This is a genomic window from Methylophaga sp. (genome assembly GCF_009711715.1).
Taxonomy (GTDB): Bacteria; Pseudomonadota; Gammaproteobacteria; order Nitrosococcales; family Methylophagaceae; genus Methylophaga.
On record NZ_VENF01000004.1, the window covers coordinates 252,640 to 267,779 of the forward strand.

Genomic DNA, 15,140 nt, shown 5'->3' on the forward strand with positions numbered 1-15,140 from the left:
TTCAGCTTTCCAGGTGGTATCTCACTATACGCTCGACTTCATTTTTGGAGCCCAGAATCACCGGCACCCGCTGATGAATATCTTGTGGCTGGATTTCCATAATGCGTTGGTAACCGGTCCAGCTCAAACCGCCCGCCTGCTCCACGATAAAACTCATCGGGTTGGCTTCATACATAAGCCGCAGTCGTCCACCCTGCTTCACCAGACGACTGTCCATCGGATACATGAAAATACCACCGCGAGTCAGAATACGATAAATTTCTGCCACCATCGATGCATTCCAGCGCATATTGAAGTTTTTCTCACGGCCGCCGTCGACGCCCTGGATACACTCATCTACATAGCGCCGCACCGGTTCTTCCCACAGACGATGGTTCGACACATTAATCGCAAATTCGGCCGTGTCTTTGGGGATATTCATATTCGGATGCGTCAGAATAAACTCACCAACATCACGATCCAGGGTAAAACCATTTACCCCGCGGCCAGTGGTCATAATCAGCATGGTCGACGGGCCGTAAATACAGAAACCGGCGCAGACCTGTTCCGTACCCGGCTGCATAAAGTCCTTCAAGGACGGGTTTTTGGTCTTTTCCGGGCAACGCAGAATCGAGAAAATCGTGCCGACTGAAAAGTTAATATCGATATTGCCGGAGCCATCAAGGGGATCGAAACAGATGAGATATTTGCCCTTGGGGTAACGCGCCGGGATCTGAATGATTTCTTCATTTTCCTCAGACGCCATCGCAGCGAGGTGACCGGTCCACTTGAGATGATCAATCATTACCTCATTACTGATCACATCGAGTTTTTTCTGGGTTTCGCCCTGCACATTTTCCGAGTCGGCGTAGCCACCAAGCCCCGACAGTCCGATACGGCCGACCAGATGAGAGATTTTTTTGCAGGCACTGATAATATCACCGAGCAGACCTGATAAATCGCCGCTCGCGCCGGGATTGGCCCGCTGTTCCTCGACGATAAACTGGATAACGGTTTTTCCACTTTCAGACATGCGCTATCCCTCTCTTACCTGCTCCAGAACCTGGCTGTTTCAAACAGCTTACAAGGTAGAGATTAAACCAATTTTTCAGATTTGCCAAAGACAAAACCGAACACAGAAAAGCCTGCTTTGTAGCAGGCTTTTCTGACATCATCGTGACAGAACCGATTAAATTTTAATCAGTATTTCGCCCATGCCGATACCGGATAAATCGCCGGCATAGCGTTGAACCCGGGAAAAGGGTTCCAGATTGGCAAACTTGGAATCAAGCTTTTTAAAAGAGGCAAACATCAGCGGCAGAAAAGCCAGCGTATGCGAGCCGCAATCATTGAAATTGGCGGAAATCCCCTGCGTCGGTGCCTGTTGCAACAGCAGGGTGCCGCGTTTCATCGCATAACCGAGATGCGCACCAACCTGTCCCAGTACGGCGATAGTGCCGGATACCATCCGCGCGCCACAATAATCACCGGCATTGCCTTCGATAAGGATCATACCCCGACGCATATGATCACCGGTTCGGGCGCCGGTATCACCCGTGATAATGACGGTACCCCCCGTCATGCCGTTTTTGTATCCAATACGGGCCGCACCGACAAAGTCGCCGGCATTGCCGTTGACCTTGATCAGGCCTTTTTTCATTTCACAGGCCGTGTAGATACCGGTATTGCCATTAACAATGATTTCGCCACCCATCATAAACTGGCCCAGGTAAGCACCCGCGTTGCCATTGACGGTTATCGTGCCGGTGGTCATGCCGTGGCCGATGTGATCCAGTTTGTCGGTGGCATTGTCAAAACGCAACAGTGCGGGATCATCACCGCTGATATCGAACAGCTCATCAACGCGCAGTTTCTGATTACCCACAACCAGCGACACGGCAGCGATATCTTTAACACTTTTACCTTCCAGCTTATCCACGGTCAGCGGTGAGCAGTCCACCCGTTGAGCGGGGGCTGTTTTCAGGGTCAATATCAACTCGCTCATGCCATGATCTCCTGCAGGTGAAAGTGGAACGGTCCCAGTTTGCCGCCGTAGTTACCGGCGCTGATGCGGCGAATCCCATTTTCAGCGCCCAACTCACAGGCGGCCTGAATACCCGCGCGCATCGCCTTTTTGATGTCATCTTCAGTGAGGCCGTCAATAACGATTTCCATGACCGATTCCACTTCCGGTGACAACTCCGTTTTAGTCTGACCTTTCAGTGTCGGGCAGAAAGCATCGTTGGTGGACGCATTCAGGGCCTTGTACTTGGAACCCACCTTGGAACCGCTTCGCACCACCCCTCCCGGGAACGGCATGATCACATTGGGCAGTTTACGCATTTCCCGTATCGCCGCTTCACAGGCAGCCAGGGCCTGGGGCTGCGACTCGGCCAGAATCAGGAAATTACCGCCGCCGACCGAGGCGCGCATGCCGGTATTTTCTTCGGCAAGGAATTCGCCATCCATTACCGGAATACGCCAGTAGCGCTTGCCGTCGATCATCTTGGAGATCTGGTAACCGTCACCGAAGAAACGCAGGTTCTTACCCAGCGGGATTTCTTTCTCTTCCTGGTCCATGGCAAGTCCAGAAAATAAAGCCGATGTCGGCGAAGTAAGCACACACTGACCGGCGCGGGTTTCTACCTGTTTGGCCAAGCCCTTACCGCCCATGGCAAAAATGAGACAGGCTACACCGGGACGACCGTCCGGCGTTTCATGAGGCTCCAATGTGCGTTCAATTGCAGCTTCGCAGCCGCAGGCAATAACCGAAGTCGCAAAACCGGTGAAGGCCTGCGCTGAATTCATCGCCCATTCCAGATTCTGCGCGGTAATAATGACGCGGGTTCCCCGCATCGGAAAGGCTTCAGCGAAGGTGTCGTCTATCGTGACGCCGTTGATAATCATAGTTTGCCTCCTTGTTTCAACGGCTGGACGGTCAGACTGCCGCGACCGTCATCAATGATTTCATCATCGCTGATTTTGAAGTTACCCATTTTCAGTGTGTGATATTTATCAAAGTAAGACTGCAATGGTTTTTCAATGGACGCGTCATACTGCGGTTTGACCACATGGGTCGTGCCCCAGGTGATTTTAATCAACTGACCGTTCTTAACGACCATCTGACCATCTTTAAACACATAATCCGGACTGCTGAACATTTTTTCGCGATCAGGATGATCGGTATAAACGGTAATATCCGCTGCCGCACCGACACCAAGGTGACCCCGATCTGCCAGACCCAGCAGTCTGGCAGCACCGGCGCGGGTCATGGTAGCGATATCGTACAGCGTATATTCGCGATCAATCGACGCCAGATGGGTCGCTTGCTGTGCTTCCGGATGCAGTGTCGACAGCATGTCATTACGGAAGGATTTATCCATCAGCAGCTTGATCAGGTGTGGATAACTGGTGAACGGCGCCCCGTTGGGGTGATCCGTAGTCAGGAAGATCCGCCAGGGATCATCAACCATCAGGAAGGTTTCTAGGCCAATCATCCACTGCAGAGCGTTTACAAAGCTCTGATCCCGGTATTTGAATGGCACCACACCACAACCGGCATCACACTCGATATCCATACAGACCCACTTGTTGGGGTGAGCATGCGGTGCACCGGCAAACTGGCGCATACTGTCGCCGGAAGCGGTGACGGTCTGACCAAACAGGATCTGACCGACATCGACCGTGATGTTCTTGTTGCGGTTGATAGCCTCTGCGATTTCGGCCGCGCCGGAAGAGAATTTGAAATCCCCCTCGGTACCGTAGCTGTGGAACTGGATATGTGTCAGATGCATCGGCAGACCTTCGATGCCCTGAATGGTATCCAGTGTTGTGTCTTTATTGCCCGGAACCCCCAGATTACAGCCGTGAACGTGCAGCGGATGCGGCACGCCCAGTTCAGTCACGGCACGTGACAGGCGTTGCAGGATTTCGCGTGGCGAGACGTTGTAAAAGGTATTTTTTTCGTCCAGATCCAGTTTGCGCTGGTTGAACTTGAAGGCATTAATGCCGCCCGGGTTGACCACTTTCAGACCCAGTGCCTGAGTGTGCGTCAGGGTCCAGGCCACGTAATTGTTAATTGCATCCTGATCTTCATTCGCCGCCATCATCCGGAGCAGGAAATCGTCACTGCCCAGCATCGCATAACCACCCTTGTCGATAATCGGTGTGTCATGCATTTCCATATGCGCCTGACGGGCATTAATAGGCAATACAGCGGGTTCGAAACCGGCGGTATAGCCCATTTCAGCATAACGATAACCGGTGGTCAGCGTACTCGGGGCGGCGTGGCCACAGCCACTGCGCATCAGCTCGGTACGCTCAAGCAGTGACTCGGCATGATCTTCGGGCAACATCGTGCGGGCAATATTGACCTTGCCGCCGCCAATATGGGTGTGCATATCTATGGCGCCGGACATGATGATCTTGCCACGGACATCAATTTCCTCGTCAATTTTTCCATCGCTGGGCGCTTCGACAATACGACCGTCCCGAATGTAGATGTCACGGACTACATCATTGATCCCGTGTTCGGGATCAATAACGCGACCGCCTGTCAGTTTAGTAAGCATCGTTGTCTCCGTTTACAGGGCTTGTTCAACAGCAGTCAGCACGTCATAGGTGCTGGGCAAGCCGCTGTCACGTAATTTTTTCAAAGGCACCGAGACCACACTGTCACAGCGGAAAGTCCGGCCACTGTGATCAATACCGGGTACCCCCACCGGGATAAAGACTTCCGGTTCCTGATCGAAAGTCATTCCCGAGCGGCCCAGCACAACGGTGGTTGCATCCGTTGCAGGCGGCCTGCCGTCAGTGTTGAAGCTGGAAACCCATAACAGCACATCGACTTCGCCTTCATCCAGCATTCTCTGACCCCGATTCATATAGGGATCATAGTCAGGCATATTACGGCTGAAACTGGTCCGCATCGGATAACCTGACTGCCAGGAGGAGACTGCATTGACGGTGGTATCTCCTTCCTTACCTCCCAGTGGCAGCCCATTACAGCGTGTCGTGTGGTTGATTTCCTTGATCATTTCGCAGATGTTCTGAATCGTCACTTCTGCATGCGCATAATTCAGCTGGAAGCCGGACCAGGTAATGACACCATATTTGGCTGACTTGAGTTTTTCTGCTATTCCGGCCAGATCCGCGGCAGCAATTCCCCCGACTGTCTCGGCCTGAACTTTTTTCCCTTTAACCAGCGCCCGCAGCACGGACATGACTTCCGGCAGACAGGCGTCATCACATTCAATCACTTCGGCAGGACGTCCACCCGGTGAGGTTGAGGCTTGACCGGAAGGTTTCTTACCCAGATAGATGATTTCGCGGCTTTCCACCTGCTGGCCGAACATGCTCTCTTCGGGCCAGATAATTCGCTCAAAAAAGCGCGGAAAACTGGATTCAATATCGGTTCCCACCACCAGCAGTAAATCCACCCGGTTACGGACTTCGGTCAACGTGGTGGTCATATAACCACTGTCCTGTAATACCAGAATGTTACGGAAGGCGGCATCGGAAAACTGGCTGTCGATGGTGGCGCGACTGATATCGGCCAGCGCCATGGCCGCCCTGGCGCCATTCAGATCCGTGCCCATCCCGCCGATTAATGGCTGCTTGCTGTTTTTCAGCAAAGCGGCAATGTGGCTAACCGCTTCATCCAGTGTCGCTTCCTGCCCCTTGATTCGCGGTGAAAGATCGGTCATCGGCGATTCAAAGCCATGCCGGGTGACAGGGTCACCGTTTTCTTTCACCGTCACCGTATTGCCGTTAACCTCGACCACCAGGTCATCGGATGCAATACCGCAGAAAGGACTGGCAACATCATGAAAGATGCTGTCACTTTGCTTGTCCGTCATGTCGGTGTCCTCAATCAAATTGTCAAATTGTAAACTGGTGTCAGCAGGCCGTTTTTTAAACCGGCTTCACTGGTATCCGGCCTTGAGCCGGGGCATCGCTAACCACTCTGCTGGGTGCGAAGCAGCAAGGAATCAATCTGGTTTTCACGTAACTGGCGCTGCAACGCATCAGCCTTGTCGCGGCCGGCAATGGGTCCGATTTGCACGCGATGCCATGTGTCTTTGTTGTCTATGGTAACGGTCTGAACTTTAGACTCAATACCCAATAAGGCTAACTTGGCACGGAAGCCGTCAGCATCAGCCAGTTTTTTGAATGAACCGACCTGAATCATATAACGCTCAGCTGGTTCAGCTTGTGTCTGAGTCGCGGTTTCCGGCTCTGCCGCTGGCGGTTCCGGCGGCGCGGTCACCACGGGCTGCTCGCCTTTATTCTTGTTTTCGACCACCGTTTCCATTTCCGGTAACAAGGTATAGAAATCAAAGGTTGGCTCAACGCTCTGTGGCTGCTCCTGCTCGGCGGGTTTATTCACTGCCGCTGTCTTATCCTCCGGCACATTATCTTTCAAGTGCAAAAGGAACATGACAAAAGCGCCGACCAGAAAACTGAGCAGCATTGGCCCCCAGGGAAGACTGCGGCCTTGATCGTTGTTACGGGTATTTCTTCTCGCTGCCACAATGGACCTCTTACATGGATTCCGGCGCGGAAACGCCCATCACGCCCAGCGCATTGGCAATAACCTGACGAACAGCGGCGATCAGTGTAAGCCTCGCCTGACACAGGGCTTCATCTTCAACAATAAACTGATGCGCGTTGTAGTAGGTATGAAAATCACGCGCCAGATCGGTCAGATAATGCGCCAGCATATGGGGGGTGTAATTAATCGCTGCATTTTCCAACACTTCCGGATACGTCGAAAGACGTGTCATCAGCGCTTCTTCATGGTCAGCGGTCAGCGCCGACAGATTGGCTTCACCCTGCGCCTGGTTCCATTGCATACCACGCTCTTCAAGCTGGCGGAACACACTGCAGACCCGGGCATGCGCGTACTGGACGTAATACACCGGATTGTCATTACTTTGCGATTTGGCCAGTTCCAGATCAAAATCCATATGCTGATCAGCACCCCGCATGACATAGAAAAAACGGGCAGCATCCTTACCGACCTCATCACGCAGTTCACGCAGGGTGACAAATTCACCGCTACGGGTGGACATACCGACTTTTTCGGCACCCCGATAAAGTACAGCAAACTGCACCAGCAGCACTTTCAGCTGATCCACATTCTGCTGCATCGCCGTTACCGCAGCCTTGACGCGAGGAATATAGCCGTGATGATCAGCACCCCAGATATCAATAATCTGCTCAAAACCACGCTGGTATTTATTCAGGTGATAGGCAATATCGGAAGCAAAGTAGGTCGCCTGACCGTTATCACGAACCACGACCCGGTCTTTTTCATCACCATAATCAGTGGAACGGAACCACCAGGCCCCTTTGTCCTGATACAGCTGACCGGCGGCCTTGAGCTGTTCAATGGCTTTATCGACTTCACCGGACTCTACCAGTGAGCGCTCGGAAAACCATTCATCATATTCGCTACCGAATTCGGCCAGATCTTCCCGGATATCGTCCAGAATTGCGTTTAGCCCTTTATCAAATACGCGACGGTAATCCTTTTCACCCAGCAGTTTCTTTGCACGGTTGGTCAGGGCATCGATGTGCATTTCCTTGTCACCACCTTCCGGTTCATCAGCCGGAATACCTTCAAACACCGCATCGGCAGGGTGACGGAACTGCTCGCCGTACTGTTGTTTCAGTTCAGCCGCAATGTCACGGACATAATCCCCCTGATAAGCATTGCTGGGAAAGGTGAAGTGCTCACCGCAGGCCTGCAGGTAACGCAGCCAGACACTGGTGCCCAGAATATCCATCTGTCTGCCGGCATCATTAACGTAATACTCACGGTGCACATCGAAGCCGGCCGCCATCAGCAGACTGCTGACCACGGAACCATAGGCGGCACCGCGACCATGACCGACATGCAAAGGACCGGTCGGGTTAGCCGATACAAACTCGACCTGCACTTTTTTGCCTTTACCGATCTGACTACGACCGTAAGCCTCAGCTTTAATCAGGATCTCTGTGACAACCTGCTGACTGGCTTCTGCGGTAAGGAAAAAATTGATAAATCCAGGCCCGGCAATCTCCACCTTGCTGACCACATCGGAAGCCGGCAGGGCTTCAGTGATGTCAGTCGCGATCTGGCGAGGATTCATTTTGGCCGGCTTGGCCAGCATCATGGCGATATTGCAGGCAAAATCACCATGGCTTTTATCTTTGGTTCGTTCGATCTGAATCTCGGGCAGATCGATCTCAAGTTGATGTTTTTGGTTAAAAATAGATAAAGCCTGGCTGACCAGGTTTTTCAGTTGATCTTTCAACGTATTAACGCCCTGAAATGCAAATTGAAGTGTGTCGCGCATTTTAACCGATCAACCGTGCTCATGACATCCTTGTTTTAACGGGAGCAGGCTGGCAAGCAAATCAAATCAGATCCATCGGATCGATATCAATTGACCAGCGGCATTTACGAGCCAGCTTATGCCGACTGATGCTGTCGGTATAGCAATCCAGCAATTGATGCAGCGGTTTACGTGATTCGCAGGTTAAAAGTAGCTGGGCACGATAACGGCCGCCTTTTTTTTCCATGATGGTCGGCACCGGTCCCAGAATCATCACTTCCTGCTGCTCGGTATGATGCAGTATTTCTGACACCTGATGCAGAAAATCCATGGCCAGGCTGCGATCTTTGGCTTCCGCCCGGATCACCGCCCAGTTGCTGACCGGGGGCATGCCCATTTCAATGCGTTCACTGAGCAGTCTCTGTGCCGCGCTGGCATACCCCTCACTAATCAGACTGCGCCAGAACGGGTGCTGAGTCTGTTCGGTCTGAATCAGAACTTCCCCCGCTTTTTCACCACGTCCGGCACGGCCGGTGACCTGGGTAATCATTTGTGCCAGGTTTTCTGTAGCGCGGAAATCGGCACTGTAGAGTCCCTGATCAGTATCCAGTACCCCAACCAGTGTCACATCATGAAAATCATGGCCTTTGGCCAGCATCTGGGTGCCTACCAGGATTCGGGCTTGCCCCTGTCTGACTTCAGACACGATATCGTTAAAAGCATTGACCCGCTGAGTTGTGTCTCGATCAACGCGGATGACCGGAAAATCAGGAAACAGCTGCTGCAAATGCTCGTCGATTTTTTCGGTACCGGCACCATAGCTTTTCAGCTGTTTATGTTCACAATCCGGACAGTTTTCCGGTAAACGCTGAATCAGACCGCAGTGATGACAGAATAGAATCTGTCTTTGCCTGTGTACCACCATGCGTGCATCGCAGTCACGACACTTGGCCTGCCAACCGCATTCATGACACATCAAGACCGGCGCATAACCGCGGCGATTGATAAACAGAATCACCTGATTACCGGCTTTCAGGTGTGTCTGCATTCGTTTAAGCAATTGCTCACTGATGCCGTGATCAGGATGGGCAGCCTGACTGTCGACCAGGTGAACCGACGGCAGTCTGGCACCTCCGGCGCGCTGGCTGAGCTGTAACAGCTGAAACCGGTTCTGCTGGACCTGATAAAGGCTGTCCAGTGATGGGGTAGCACTGCCCATCAAAACCGGGATGGCCATTTTCTGTGCGCGCACCAATGCCACATGGCGTGCGTGATAACGCAAACCGTCCTGTTGTTTGTAAGAACTGTCATGTTCTTCATCGATAATAACAAGCCCCGGTTTGGGTAACGGGGTGAAAACTGCTGAGCGGGTCCCGATGATGACATCTGCCAGTCCGGCTTTTGCCAGCAACCAGCCCTGCTTCCTTTCGCTGTCGGATACAGCCGAGTTTAAAATCACGATGCGGGCATCGAGACGCTTCTGAAAACGTTCGACAAACTGACCGGTCAGACCGATTTCCGGAATAAGTATCAGCACCTGTTTGCCAGCCTGCAGCATGCGTTCCGTGAGTTCGATATACACTTCGGTTTTACCACTGCCGGTAATTCCCTGCAGCAGGAAGGTTTTGAATTGCTCCCTTTCCTGCCAGACACTGTCAACGACCTGTTGCTGTTCCTCATTCAAGGTCATTGGAAAAGTCAGCTCATTGCGACTCAGTGGCAGTTTGACCTGTTGTTTTTGATAAATCAGCTGCTGCTGTTCCAGTGCTTTCAGTGTTGATGAAACATTGCCAAGGAAAGCCCTCAATGCAGATTGACTGATGCCTTCCGGATAATCTTCCAGCAAGCTCAGACAGGCCTGTTGTTTTTTACCCAGCTTCTTTTCCGGGCTGATATCGGTTTTATACCACCATGGCTCCAGGTTCAGTTCTGCTCCAATGCCATTACGGATTTGTTTCGGTAACGCAGTCTGAAAAGCTTCTCCCAGCGGATGGTGATAATAACGACTGACCCAGAGCACAGTTTGCATGATTTCTTCAGGTATCAGTGCGGTCTCATCAATAATCGCCTCAATTTTTTTCAGTTTCCGTGTGGTACCGGTTTCAGCCGGACTGGCACTGATCACAATCCCGATGCAGTCACGACCGGCAAAATTCACTTTAACCCGCATACCCGGCTGCCAGAAGCTGTGCTCTTTTTCAGACAGATAATCGAAAAGCTGCCTGAGCGGACTGGGGACGGCGATATGTACAGTGCTGCTCATAGGTCAATTAACAATAAAGAAAGAGAAAGATAGTTTTTTTATGATGTTGATGATTTATGCCTGTGTGTAACTGGATAGTTGTGGTAATCAGCATAAATACAACATCTTATCCTGATCCTGTGTTGTTGATAACTTTTATAGGGAAGCAGGGATTTGTTGTGGACAAAATAGCGAGTTATCCACAGCAAAAGTTATCCACAAGTTATGATCGATCTTATTGTGAACTTATACAGCACTTATTACCGGGTGTTTTTAGCGTTATCCTAGTCCCTATTTTGAATGGAATGAACGAATGAAGTTAGCGATTATTGTGGCTACAGATGAGCAGGGCCTGATAGGAAAAGACAATGATTTGCCCTGGCGTTTGTCGGCTGATTTGCAGCATTTCAAACGGGTGACCATGGATAAACCCATTATCATGGGGCGTCGCACCCATGAATCGATAGGGCGTCCGTTGCCGGGTAGACAGAATATTGTGATCAGCAGCCGTGACAACTATCAGGCGCAGGGCTGTGATGTGGTGAATTCACTCGATGAAGCGCTGGCATTGTGCCGGGCACAGGAAGAAGTGATGATTATGGGGGGCGCGTCGCTGTATCAGCAGACACTGGCGCTGGCAGATAAGCTGTATCTGACCCTGGTTCACACCCGCCTGGAGGGGGATACCTGGTTCCCGGACTGGTCGGCTGAAGAATGGAAGTTAGTCAGCCGTGAAGATCACCAGGCGGATGAGAAAAATGACTATGACTACAGTTTCCTGCTCTATCAGCGGATCAGGAAGTCATGATTCTTAGCGCATGTTGCAGATGTTCTGCGGCTTCATAGCCAAGATCGGTCAGGTAGCCACCGTCTTCCTGGCTGATCAGGCCTTTGTCATATAAATGTTGCGCTGCCTCAATCAGCCCCTCCTTGGCATTCTGGTGAATTTTAATGCCGGCCTGGGTACTGTCGAGCGGGAATTGCAGTAATACTTCCAGCTCATCAATCAGGGCTTGTTTTATGGTCATAAGCAGCGCCTCTTTGCGTGTTGATTCAGATACAACATAGCATAAGTGCGCGTCTTGCAAAGGGGCATTTATCTGCATTTACAAGCGATGCCGTGGCCGGTAATCTTGGACCTATAAAAATGTCAGGAGAGCGTAATGACAGTACCGGTTATTTCCGATAATCCACTCTATCAGCTGCTGCGTGAGGGAAAGGTAGAAGAATTCAACCGGCGTGTAGCTGCCGGCGAACAGGTAAACCTGACCAGCTGTGATTTTCGTCACCTGAATTTACAGGGGCTCAATACCGAGGGACTGGATTTCTCCAACAGTTATTTTCGTCAGGCCGATCTGCGTGGCATTGACTTCAGCGCTTGTCTGAGCCTGGAAGGTGCCAGTATCCACGGCGCCAAAATCTCCGGGGTCTATTTTCCCAGCCAGATTCGTGCAGAAGAGATCGAGTTATCGCTGCAACACGGTACCCGGATGCGTTACAGCATCTAGGCTTGTTCCTCGTCGCTGCGACGTCTTTTCGGCAGCCAGCGGGCACTGAGTAGGCCCAGCTCGAATAACAGCCACACAGGCACGGCCAGCAAGGTCTGAGAAATCACATCCGGTGGTGTCAGCAACATGCCGACGACGAAGGCGCCGACAATCACATAAGGCCGTTTTTCAGTCAGGCTTTCCACGGTCGATGCCCCGGTCCAGATCAACAGCAAGGTAGCTATCGGCACTTCAAATGCAAGACCGAATGCAAAAAACAGCTTGAGCACAAAATCCAGGTAACTGCTGATATCAGTCATTACCGCCACCCCTTCCGGCGCTGCCTGGGTCAGAAACGCAAAAATCAGCGGAAACACGACATAAAACGCGAAGGCAATCCCCAGGAAAAACAGTAGCGTGCTGGCGAACAGCAGCGGGAAAACCAGTTTACGCTCGTGATCGTATAAGCCCGGCGCCACAAAAGCCCAGAGCTGGTAGAGCAGATACGGCACGGCCAGCATAATTGCGGTGCTCAGGGTGAGTTTAAACGGGGTTAAAAAAGGTGATGCGACCTCGGTCGCAATCATCGAGCTGGTTTCCGGCAGATGTCGCATCAGCGGCTCGGACAGAAACAGGTACAAGTCGTTGGCGAAAGGAAATAAGCACAGCGCCACCAGTAAAACCGCCAGGACCGCACGCAGCAGGCGATCACGCAACTCAACCAGGTGCGATATCAGTGGCTGCTGTTCATCCATCCTGTTTTTTGTCCTGTGATTGTTGCTTTTCTTTGTCATCCAACCGGATTTCTTCATTCATATCCGGCATATTGTCTGGTTTTTTCAGCGCATCACGAAGCTCTTCCGCACGCAGTTCCTTGGAGATTTCATTGCGGATGCTTTGCAGGGAAGCCTGGGCGCGGCCAATCCAGAGACCAGTAACACGAATCAGCCTGGGCAACCGTTCAGGACCCACGACGATAAGGGCGACCACCGCAATCAGCAGGATTTCCCAGAAACCGATATCAAACATAGCGCACCTGGCGGTAGTTTAGCGGGAGGATTTATCCTTATCCTGTTGTCGCTGCTGGTTGTGGGCATTTTTATCATCATGCTCGATGATATTGTCATCATCCTTTTTCTCCGACTCGTCTCGACCTTCCTGCATCGAGTCTTTGAAGTTCTTGATGGCACTGCCCAGATCACCGCCCAGCGAACGTAGTTTCTTGGTGCCGAACAACAGCACGACGATGACCAGAATGATCAGTAACTGCCAGATGCTGATTCCACCGATACCCATAAGGCGCTCCTATTTAAAGCCGGGCAGCGAACTGCCACCGAGGATGTGAATATGCAGATGATCAACTTCCTGCCCTCCTCCGGGCCCGGTGTTAATAATACTGCGGAAACCGTCGTCGAGGCCCTGCGCTTTGGCAATTTGCGGCAATGACAACATCATATGGGCCAGTAGATCAGCATGTTCCGGTCCTGTTTCGTCAAGACGGGCAATATGGACCCTTGGGATCACCAGCAGATGGACATCTGCTTTCGGATGGATATCTTTGAAGACATAGATTTTTTCGTCTTCGAATACTTTGGTAGAAGGGATATCGCCATTGAGAATTTTACAGAAAAGGCAATCACTCATGGTTCGCTCCTGCTGGCTTTTTCTTCATGGCCGGACAGACCGAAACGCCGGTCCAGTTCGTCCAGAATCAATTGCGGATCGATATCATTATGCGCCAGTAAGACCAGGCTGTGAAACCACAGATCCGCGGTTTCGTAAATAATTTCGTCACGCTGGCCGCCTTTGCCGGCGATCACGGTCTCGGTCGCTTCTTCACCCAGTTTCTTGAGGATCTTGTCGGTGCCGGCGGCGTAAAGACTGGCGACATAGGAGGATGCCGGGTCGGCCTGCTTGCGGTCGTTCAGCACCAGGCTGAGTTTGTGCAGAATATCGCTCATGAGTATATCTCGTCAGGGTTTTTCAGGACCGGTTCCACTGGCTGCCATTGACCGTCTTCCAGGCGGAAATAGAAGCAGTGATGGCGTCCGGTATGACAGGCGATGCCCCCTTTCTGTTCAACTTCCAGCAAGACAGCGTCAAAATCACAATCGAGCCGGATCGATTTGATGATCTGCTGATGGCCGGATTGCTCTCCTTTGTGCCAGATTTTTTGTCTGGAACGTGACCAGTAAACAGCATGACCGGTCTCAGCGGTGAGCTTTAAAGCTTCACGATTCATCCAGGCTAAAGTGAGTACTTGCTTCGTTTCAGATTCCTGAGTTATAACGGGAACCAGACCGTCATCATTCCATTTCACCTGTTGCAGAAAGTCCATTACAGTCTCACCTCAATACCCTGACTGGCCATCTGCTGCTTGGCTTCCTGTACCGTGTGTTCACCGAAGTGAAAAATGCTGGCGGCCAGCACCGCGTCGGCATGACCTTCGATTATCCCATCGCTCAGATCCTGCAGCTGACCGACACCGCCCGAGGCAATCACCGGTACATCAACTGCATCGCTGATAGTGCGGGTCAGTTCCAGATCAAACCCGGATTTGGTGCCATCACGATCCATGCTGGTCAACAGAATTTCACCGGCTCCGTTGGCGACCATTTTTCTGGCCCATTCCACCGCATCAATGCCAGTAGGTTGACGACCGCCATGCGTGAAGATTTCCCAGCGCGAGGGTTCGTCTTCTGCGGACACGCGTTTGGCATCAATTGCGACGACAATACACTGTGAGCCGAATCGTTCGGCCGCTTCGCGGACAAAATCCGGGTTCTTTACTGCCGCAGAGTTGATACCGACTTTATCAGCACCGGCATTCAGCATCCGGCGGATATCTTCCACTGTGCGGATACCCCCGCCGACGGTCAGTGGAATAAACACCTGGCTGGCCACTGCTTCCACCACATGCACCATGGTGTCGCGTTCATGATGGGTTGCTGTAATATCGAGAAAGGTAATTTCGTCTGCGCCCTGCTCGTCATAACGCTTGGCGACTTCAATCGGATCGCCGGCATCACGAATATCGACAAACTGCACGCCTTTGACTACGCGGCCGTTATCGACGTCGAGACAGGGAATGATGCGTTTGGCGAGACCCAT

18 protein-coding genes are annotated in these 15,140 nt (G+C 51.9%); 2 read left to right on the top strand and 16 right to left on the bottom strand.

The features are described from left to right. Position 1: 1 nt before the first annotated feature. The 8 genes from FH755_RS03725 to FH755_RS03760 all read right to left on the bottom strand — a co-directional run bounded on the left by FH755_RS03725 (position 2) and on the right by FH755_RS03760 (position 10,563). Positions 2–1,012, bottom strand: a complete 1,011-nt coding sequence (locus tag FH755_RS03725; protein WP_292438796.1) for a class 1 fructose-bisphosphatase — start codon at positions 1,010–1,012, stop codon at positions 2–4. Positions 1,013–1,168: 156 nt separating this feature from the next. Continuing rightward, entirely contained in the window at positions 1,169–1,984 is an 816-nt protein-coding gene (locus tag FH755_RS03730; protein WP_292438798.1) for a formylmethanofuran dehydrogenase subunit C, read from the bottom strand. Continuing rightward, positions 1,981–2,886 (bottom strand): formylmethanofuran--tetrahydromethanopterin N-formyltransferase, encoded by a 906-nt coding sequence (gene fhcD / locus FH755_RS03735; RefSeq protein ID WP_292438800.1) that lies wholly within the window; start codon positions 2,884–2,886, stop codon positions 1,981–1,983. The genes FH755_RS03730 and fhcD overlap by 4 nt, the downstream gene beginning before the upstream one ends. Continuing rightward, positions 2,883–4,550 (bottom strand): formylmethanofuran dehydrogenase subunit A, encoded by a 1,668-nt coding sequence (locus FH755_RS03740; protein ID WP_292438802.1) that lies wholly within the window; start codon positions 4,548–4,550, stop codon positions 2,883–2,885. Before FH755_RS03740 ends, fhcD begins: the two co-directional genes overlap by 4 nt. A gap of 12 nt (positions 4,551–4,562) precedes the next feature. Further along, complete coding sequence (locus FH755_RS03745) at positions 4,563–5,837, bottom strand: formylmethanofuran dehydrogenase subunit B (protein WP_292438804.1); 1,275 nt, start codon at positions 5,835–5,837, stop codon at positions 4,563–4,565. A 98-nt stretch (positions 5,838–5,935) separates the two neighbouring features. Further along, positions 5,936–6,511: an SPOR domain-containing protein gene (locus FH755_RS03750; RefSeq protein ID WP_292438806.1), complete on the bottom strand. Its 576-nt coding sequence runs from the start codon at positions 6,509–6,511 to the stop codon at positions 5,936–5,938. A gap of 10 nt (positions 6,512–6,521) precedes the next feature. Further along, entirely contained in the window at positions 6,522–8,279 is a 1,758-nt protein-coding gene (argS, locus tag FH755_RS03755) for an arginine--tRNA ligase (RefSeq protein ID WP_292438972.1), read from the bottom strand. Between the two features lie 103 nt (positions 8,280–8,382). Further along, complete coding sequence (locus tag FH755_RS03760; RefSeq protein WP_292438808.1) at positions 8,383–10,563, bottom strand: primosomal protein N'; 2,181 nt, start codon at positions 10,561–10,563, stop codon at positions 8,383–8,385. Positions 10,564–10,855: 292 nt separating this feature from the next. Between FH755_RS03760 and folA the strand changes: the two genes are divergently transcribed. Then, positions 10,856–11,350 carry a type 3 dihydrofolate reductase gene (gene folA, locus FH755_RS03765; protein ID WP_292438810.1) on the top strand — a complete coding sequence of 165 codons (495 nt, stop codon included), beginning with the start codon at positions 10,856–10,858 and terminating at the stop codon, positions 11,348–11,350. Here the strand turns inward: folA and FH755_RS03770 are convergent. Continuing rightward, the gene (locus FH755_RS03770) at positions 11,337–11,570 is read right to left on the bottom strand and encodes a TIGR02647 family protein (protein WP_292438812.1); all 234 of its coding nucleotides are present in this window, start codon (positions 11,568–11,570) and stop codon (positions 11,337–11,339) included. The genes folA and FH755_RS03770 overlap by 14 nt on opposite strands. 135 nt (positions 11,571–11,705) lie before the next feature. Between FH755_RS03770 and FH755_RS03775 the strand changes: the two genes are divergently transcribed. Continuing rightward, positions 11,706–12,050 carry a pentapeptide repeat-containing protein gene (locus tag FH755_RS03775; protein WP_292438813.1) on the top strand — a complete coding sequence of 115 codons (345 nt, stop codon included), beginning with the start codon at positions 11,706–11,708 and terminating at the stop codon, positions 12,048–12,050. Here FH755_RS03775 and tatC read toward each other — a convergent pair. Genes tatC through hisF form a run of 7 tightly spaced genes read right to left on the bottom strand, consistent with a single transcriptional unit; the run spans position 12,047 to position 15,140 of the window. After that, positions 12,047–12,784, bottom strand: a complete 738-nt coding sequence (tatC, locus tag FH755_RS03780) for a twin-arginine translocase subunit TatC (protein WP_292438814.1) — start codon at positions 12,782–12,784, stop codon at positions 12,047–12,049. The genes FH755_RS03775 and tatC overlap by 4 nt on opposite strands. Continuing rightward, positions 12,777–13,058 carry a Sec-independent protein translocase protein TatB gene (gene tatB / locus FH755_RS03785; protein WP_292438816.1) on the bottom strand — a complete coding sequence of 94 codons (282 nt, stop codon included), beginning with the start codon at positions 13,056–13,058 and terminating at the stop codon, positions 12,777–12,779. The genes tatC and tatB overlap by 8 nt, the downstream gene beginning before the upstream one ends. A gap of 18 nt (positions 13,059–13,076) precedes the next feature. After that, the gene (tatA, locus tag FH755_RS03790; RefSeq protein ID WP_366658678.1) at positions 13,077–13,325 is read right to left on the bottom strand and encodes a Sec-independent protein translocase subunit TatA; all 249 of its coding nucleotides are present in this window, start codon (positions 13,323–13,325) and stop codon (positions 13,077–13,079) included. A 9-nt stretch (positions 13,326–13,334) separates the two neighbouring features. After that, positions 13,335–13,673 (bottom strand): histidine triad nucleotide-binding protein, encoded by a 339-nt coding sequence (locus FH755_RS03795; protein ID WP_292438818.1) that lies wholly within the window; start codon positions 13,671–13,673, stop codon positions 13,335–13,337. Next, the gene (locus tag FH755_RS03800) at positions 13,670–13,990 is read right to left on the bottom strand and encodes a phosphoribosyl-ATP diphosphatase (RefSeq protein WP_292438819.1); all 321 of its coding nucleotides are present in this window, start codon (positions 13,988–13,990) and stop codon (positions 13,670–13,672) included. The genes FH755_RS03795 and FH755_RS03800 overlap by 4 nt, the downstream gene beginning before the upstream one ends. After that, complete coding sequence (gene hisI / locus FH755_RS03805) at positions 13,987–14,367, bottom strand: phosphoribosyl-AMP cyclohydrolase (protein ID WP_292438820.1); 381 nt, start codon at positions 14,365–14,367, stop codon at positions 13,987–13,989. Before hisI ends, FH755_RS03800 begins: the two co-directional genes overlap by 4 nt. Next, the gene (hisF, locus tag FH755_RS03810; RefSeq protein WP_292438822.1) at positions 14,367–15,140 is read right to left on the bottom strand and encodes an imidazole glycerol phosphate synthase subunit HisF; all 774 of its coding nucleotides are present in this window, start codon (positions 15,138–15,140) and stop codon (positions 14,367–14,369) included. Before hisF ends, hisI begins: the two co-directional genes overlap by 1 nt.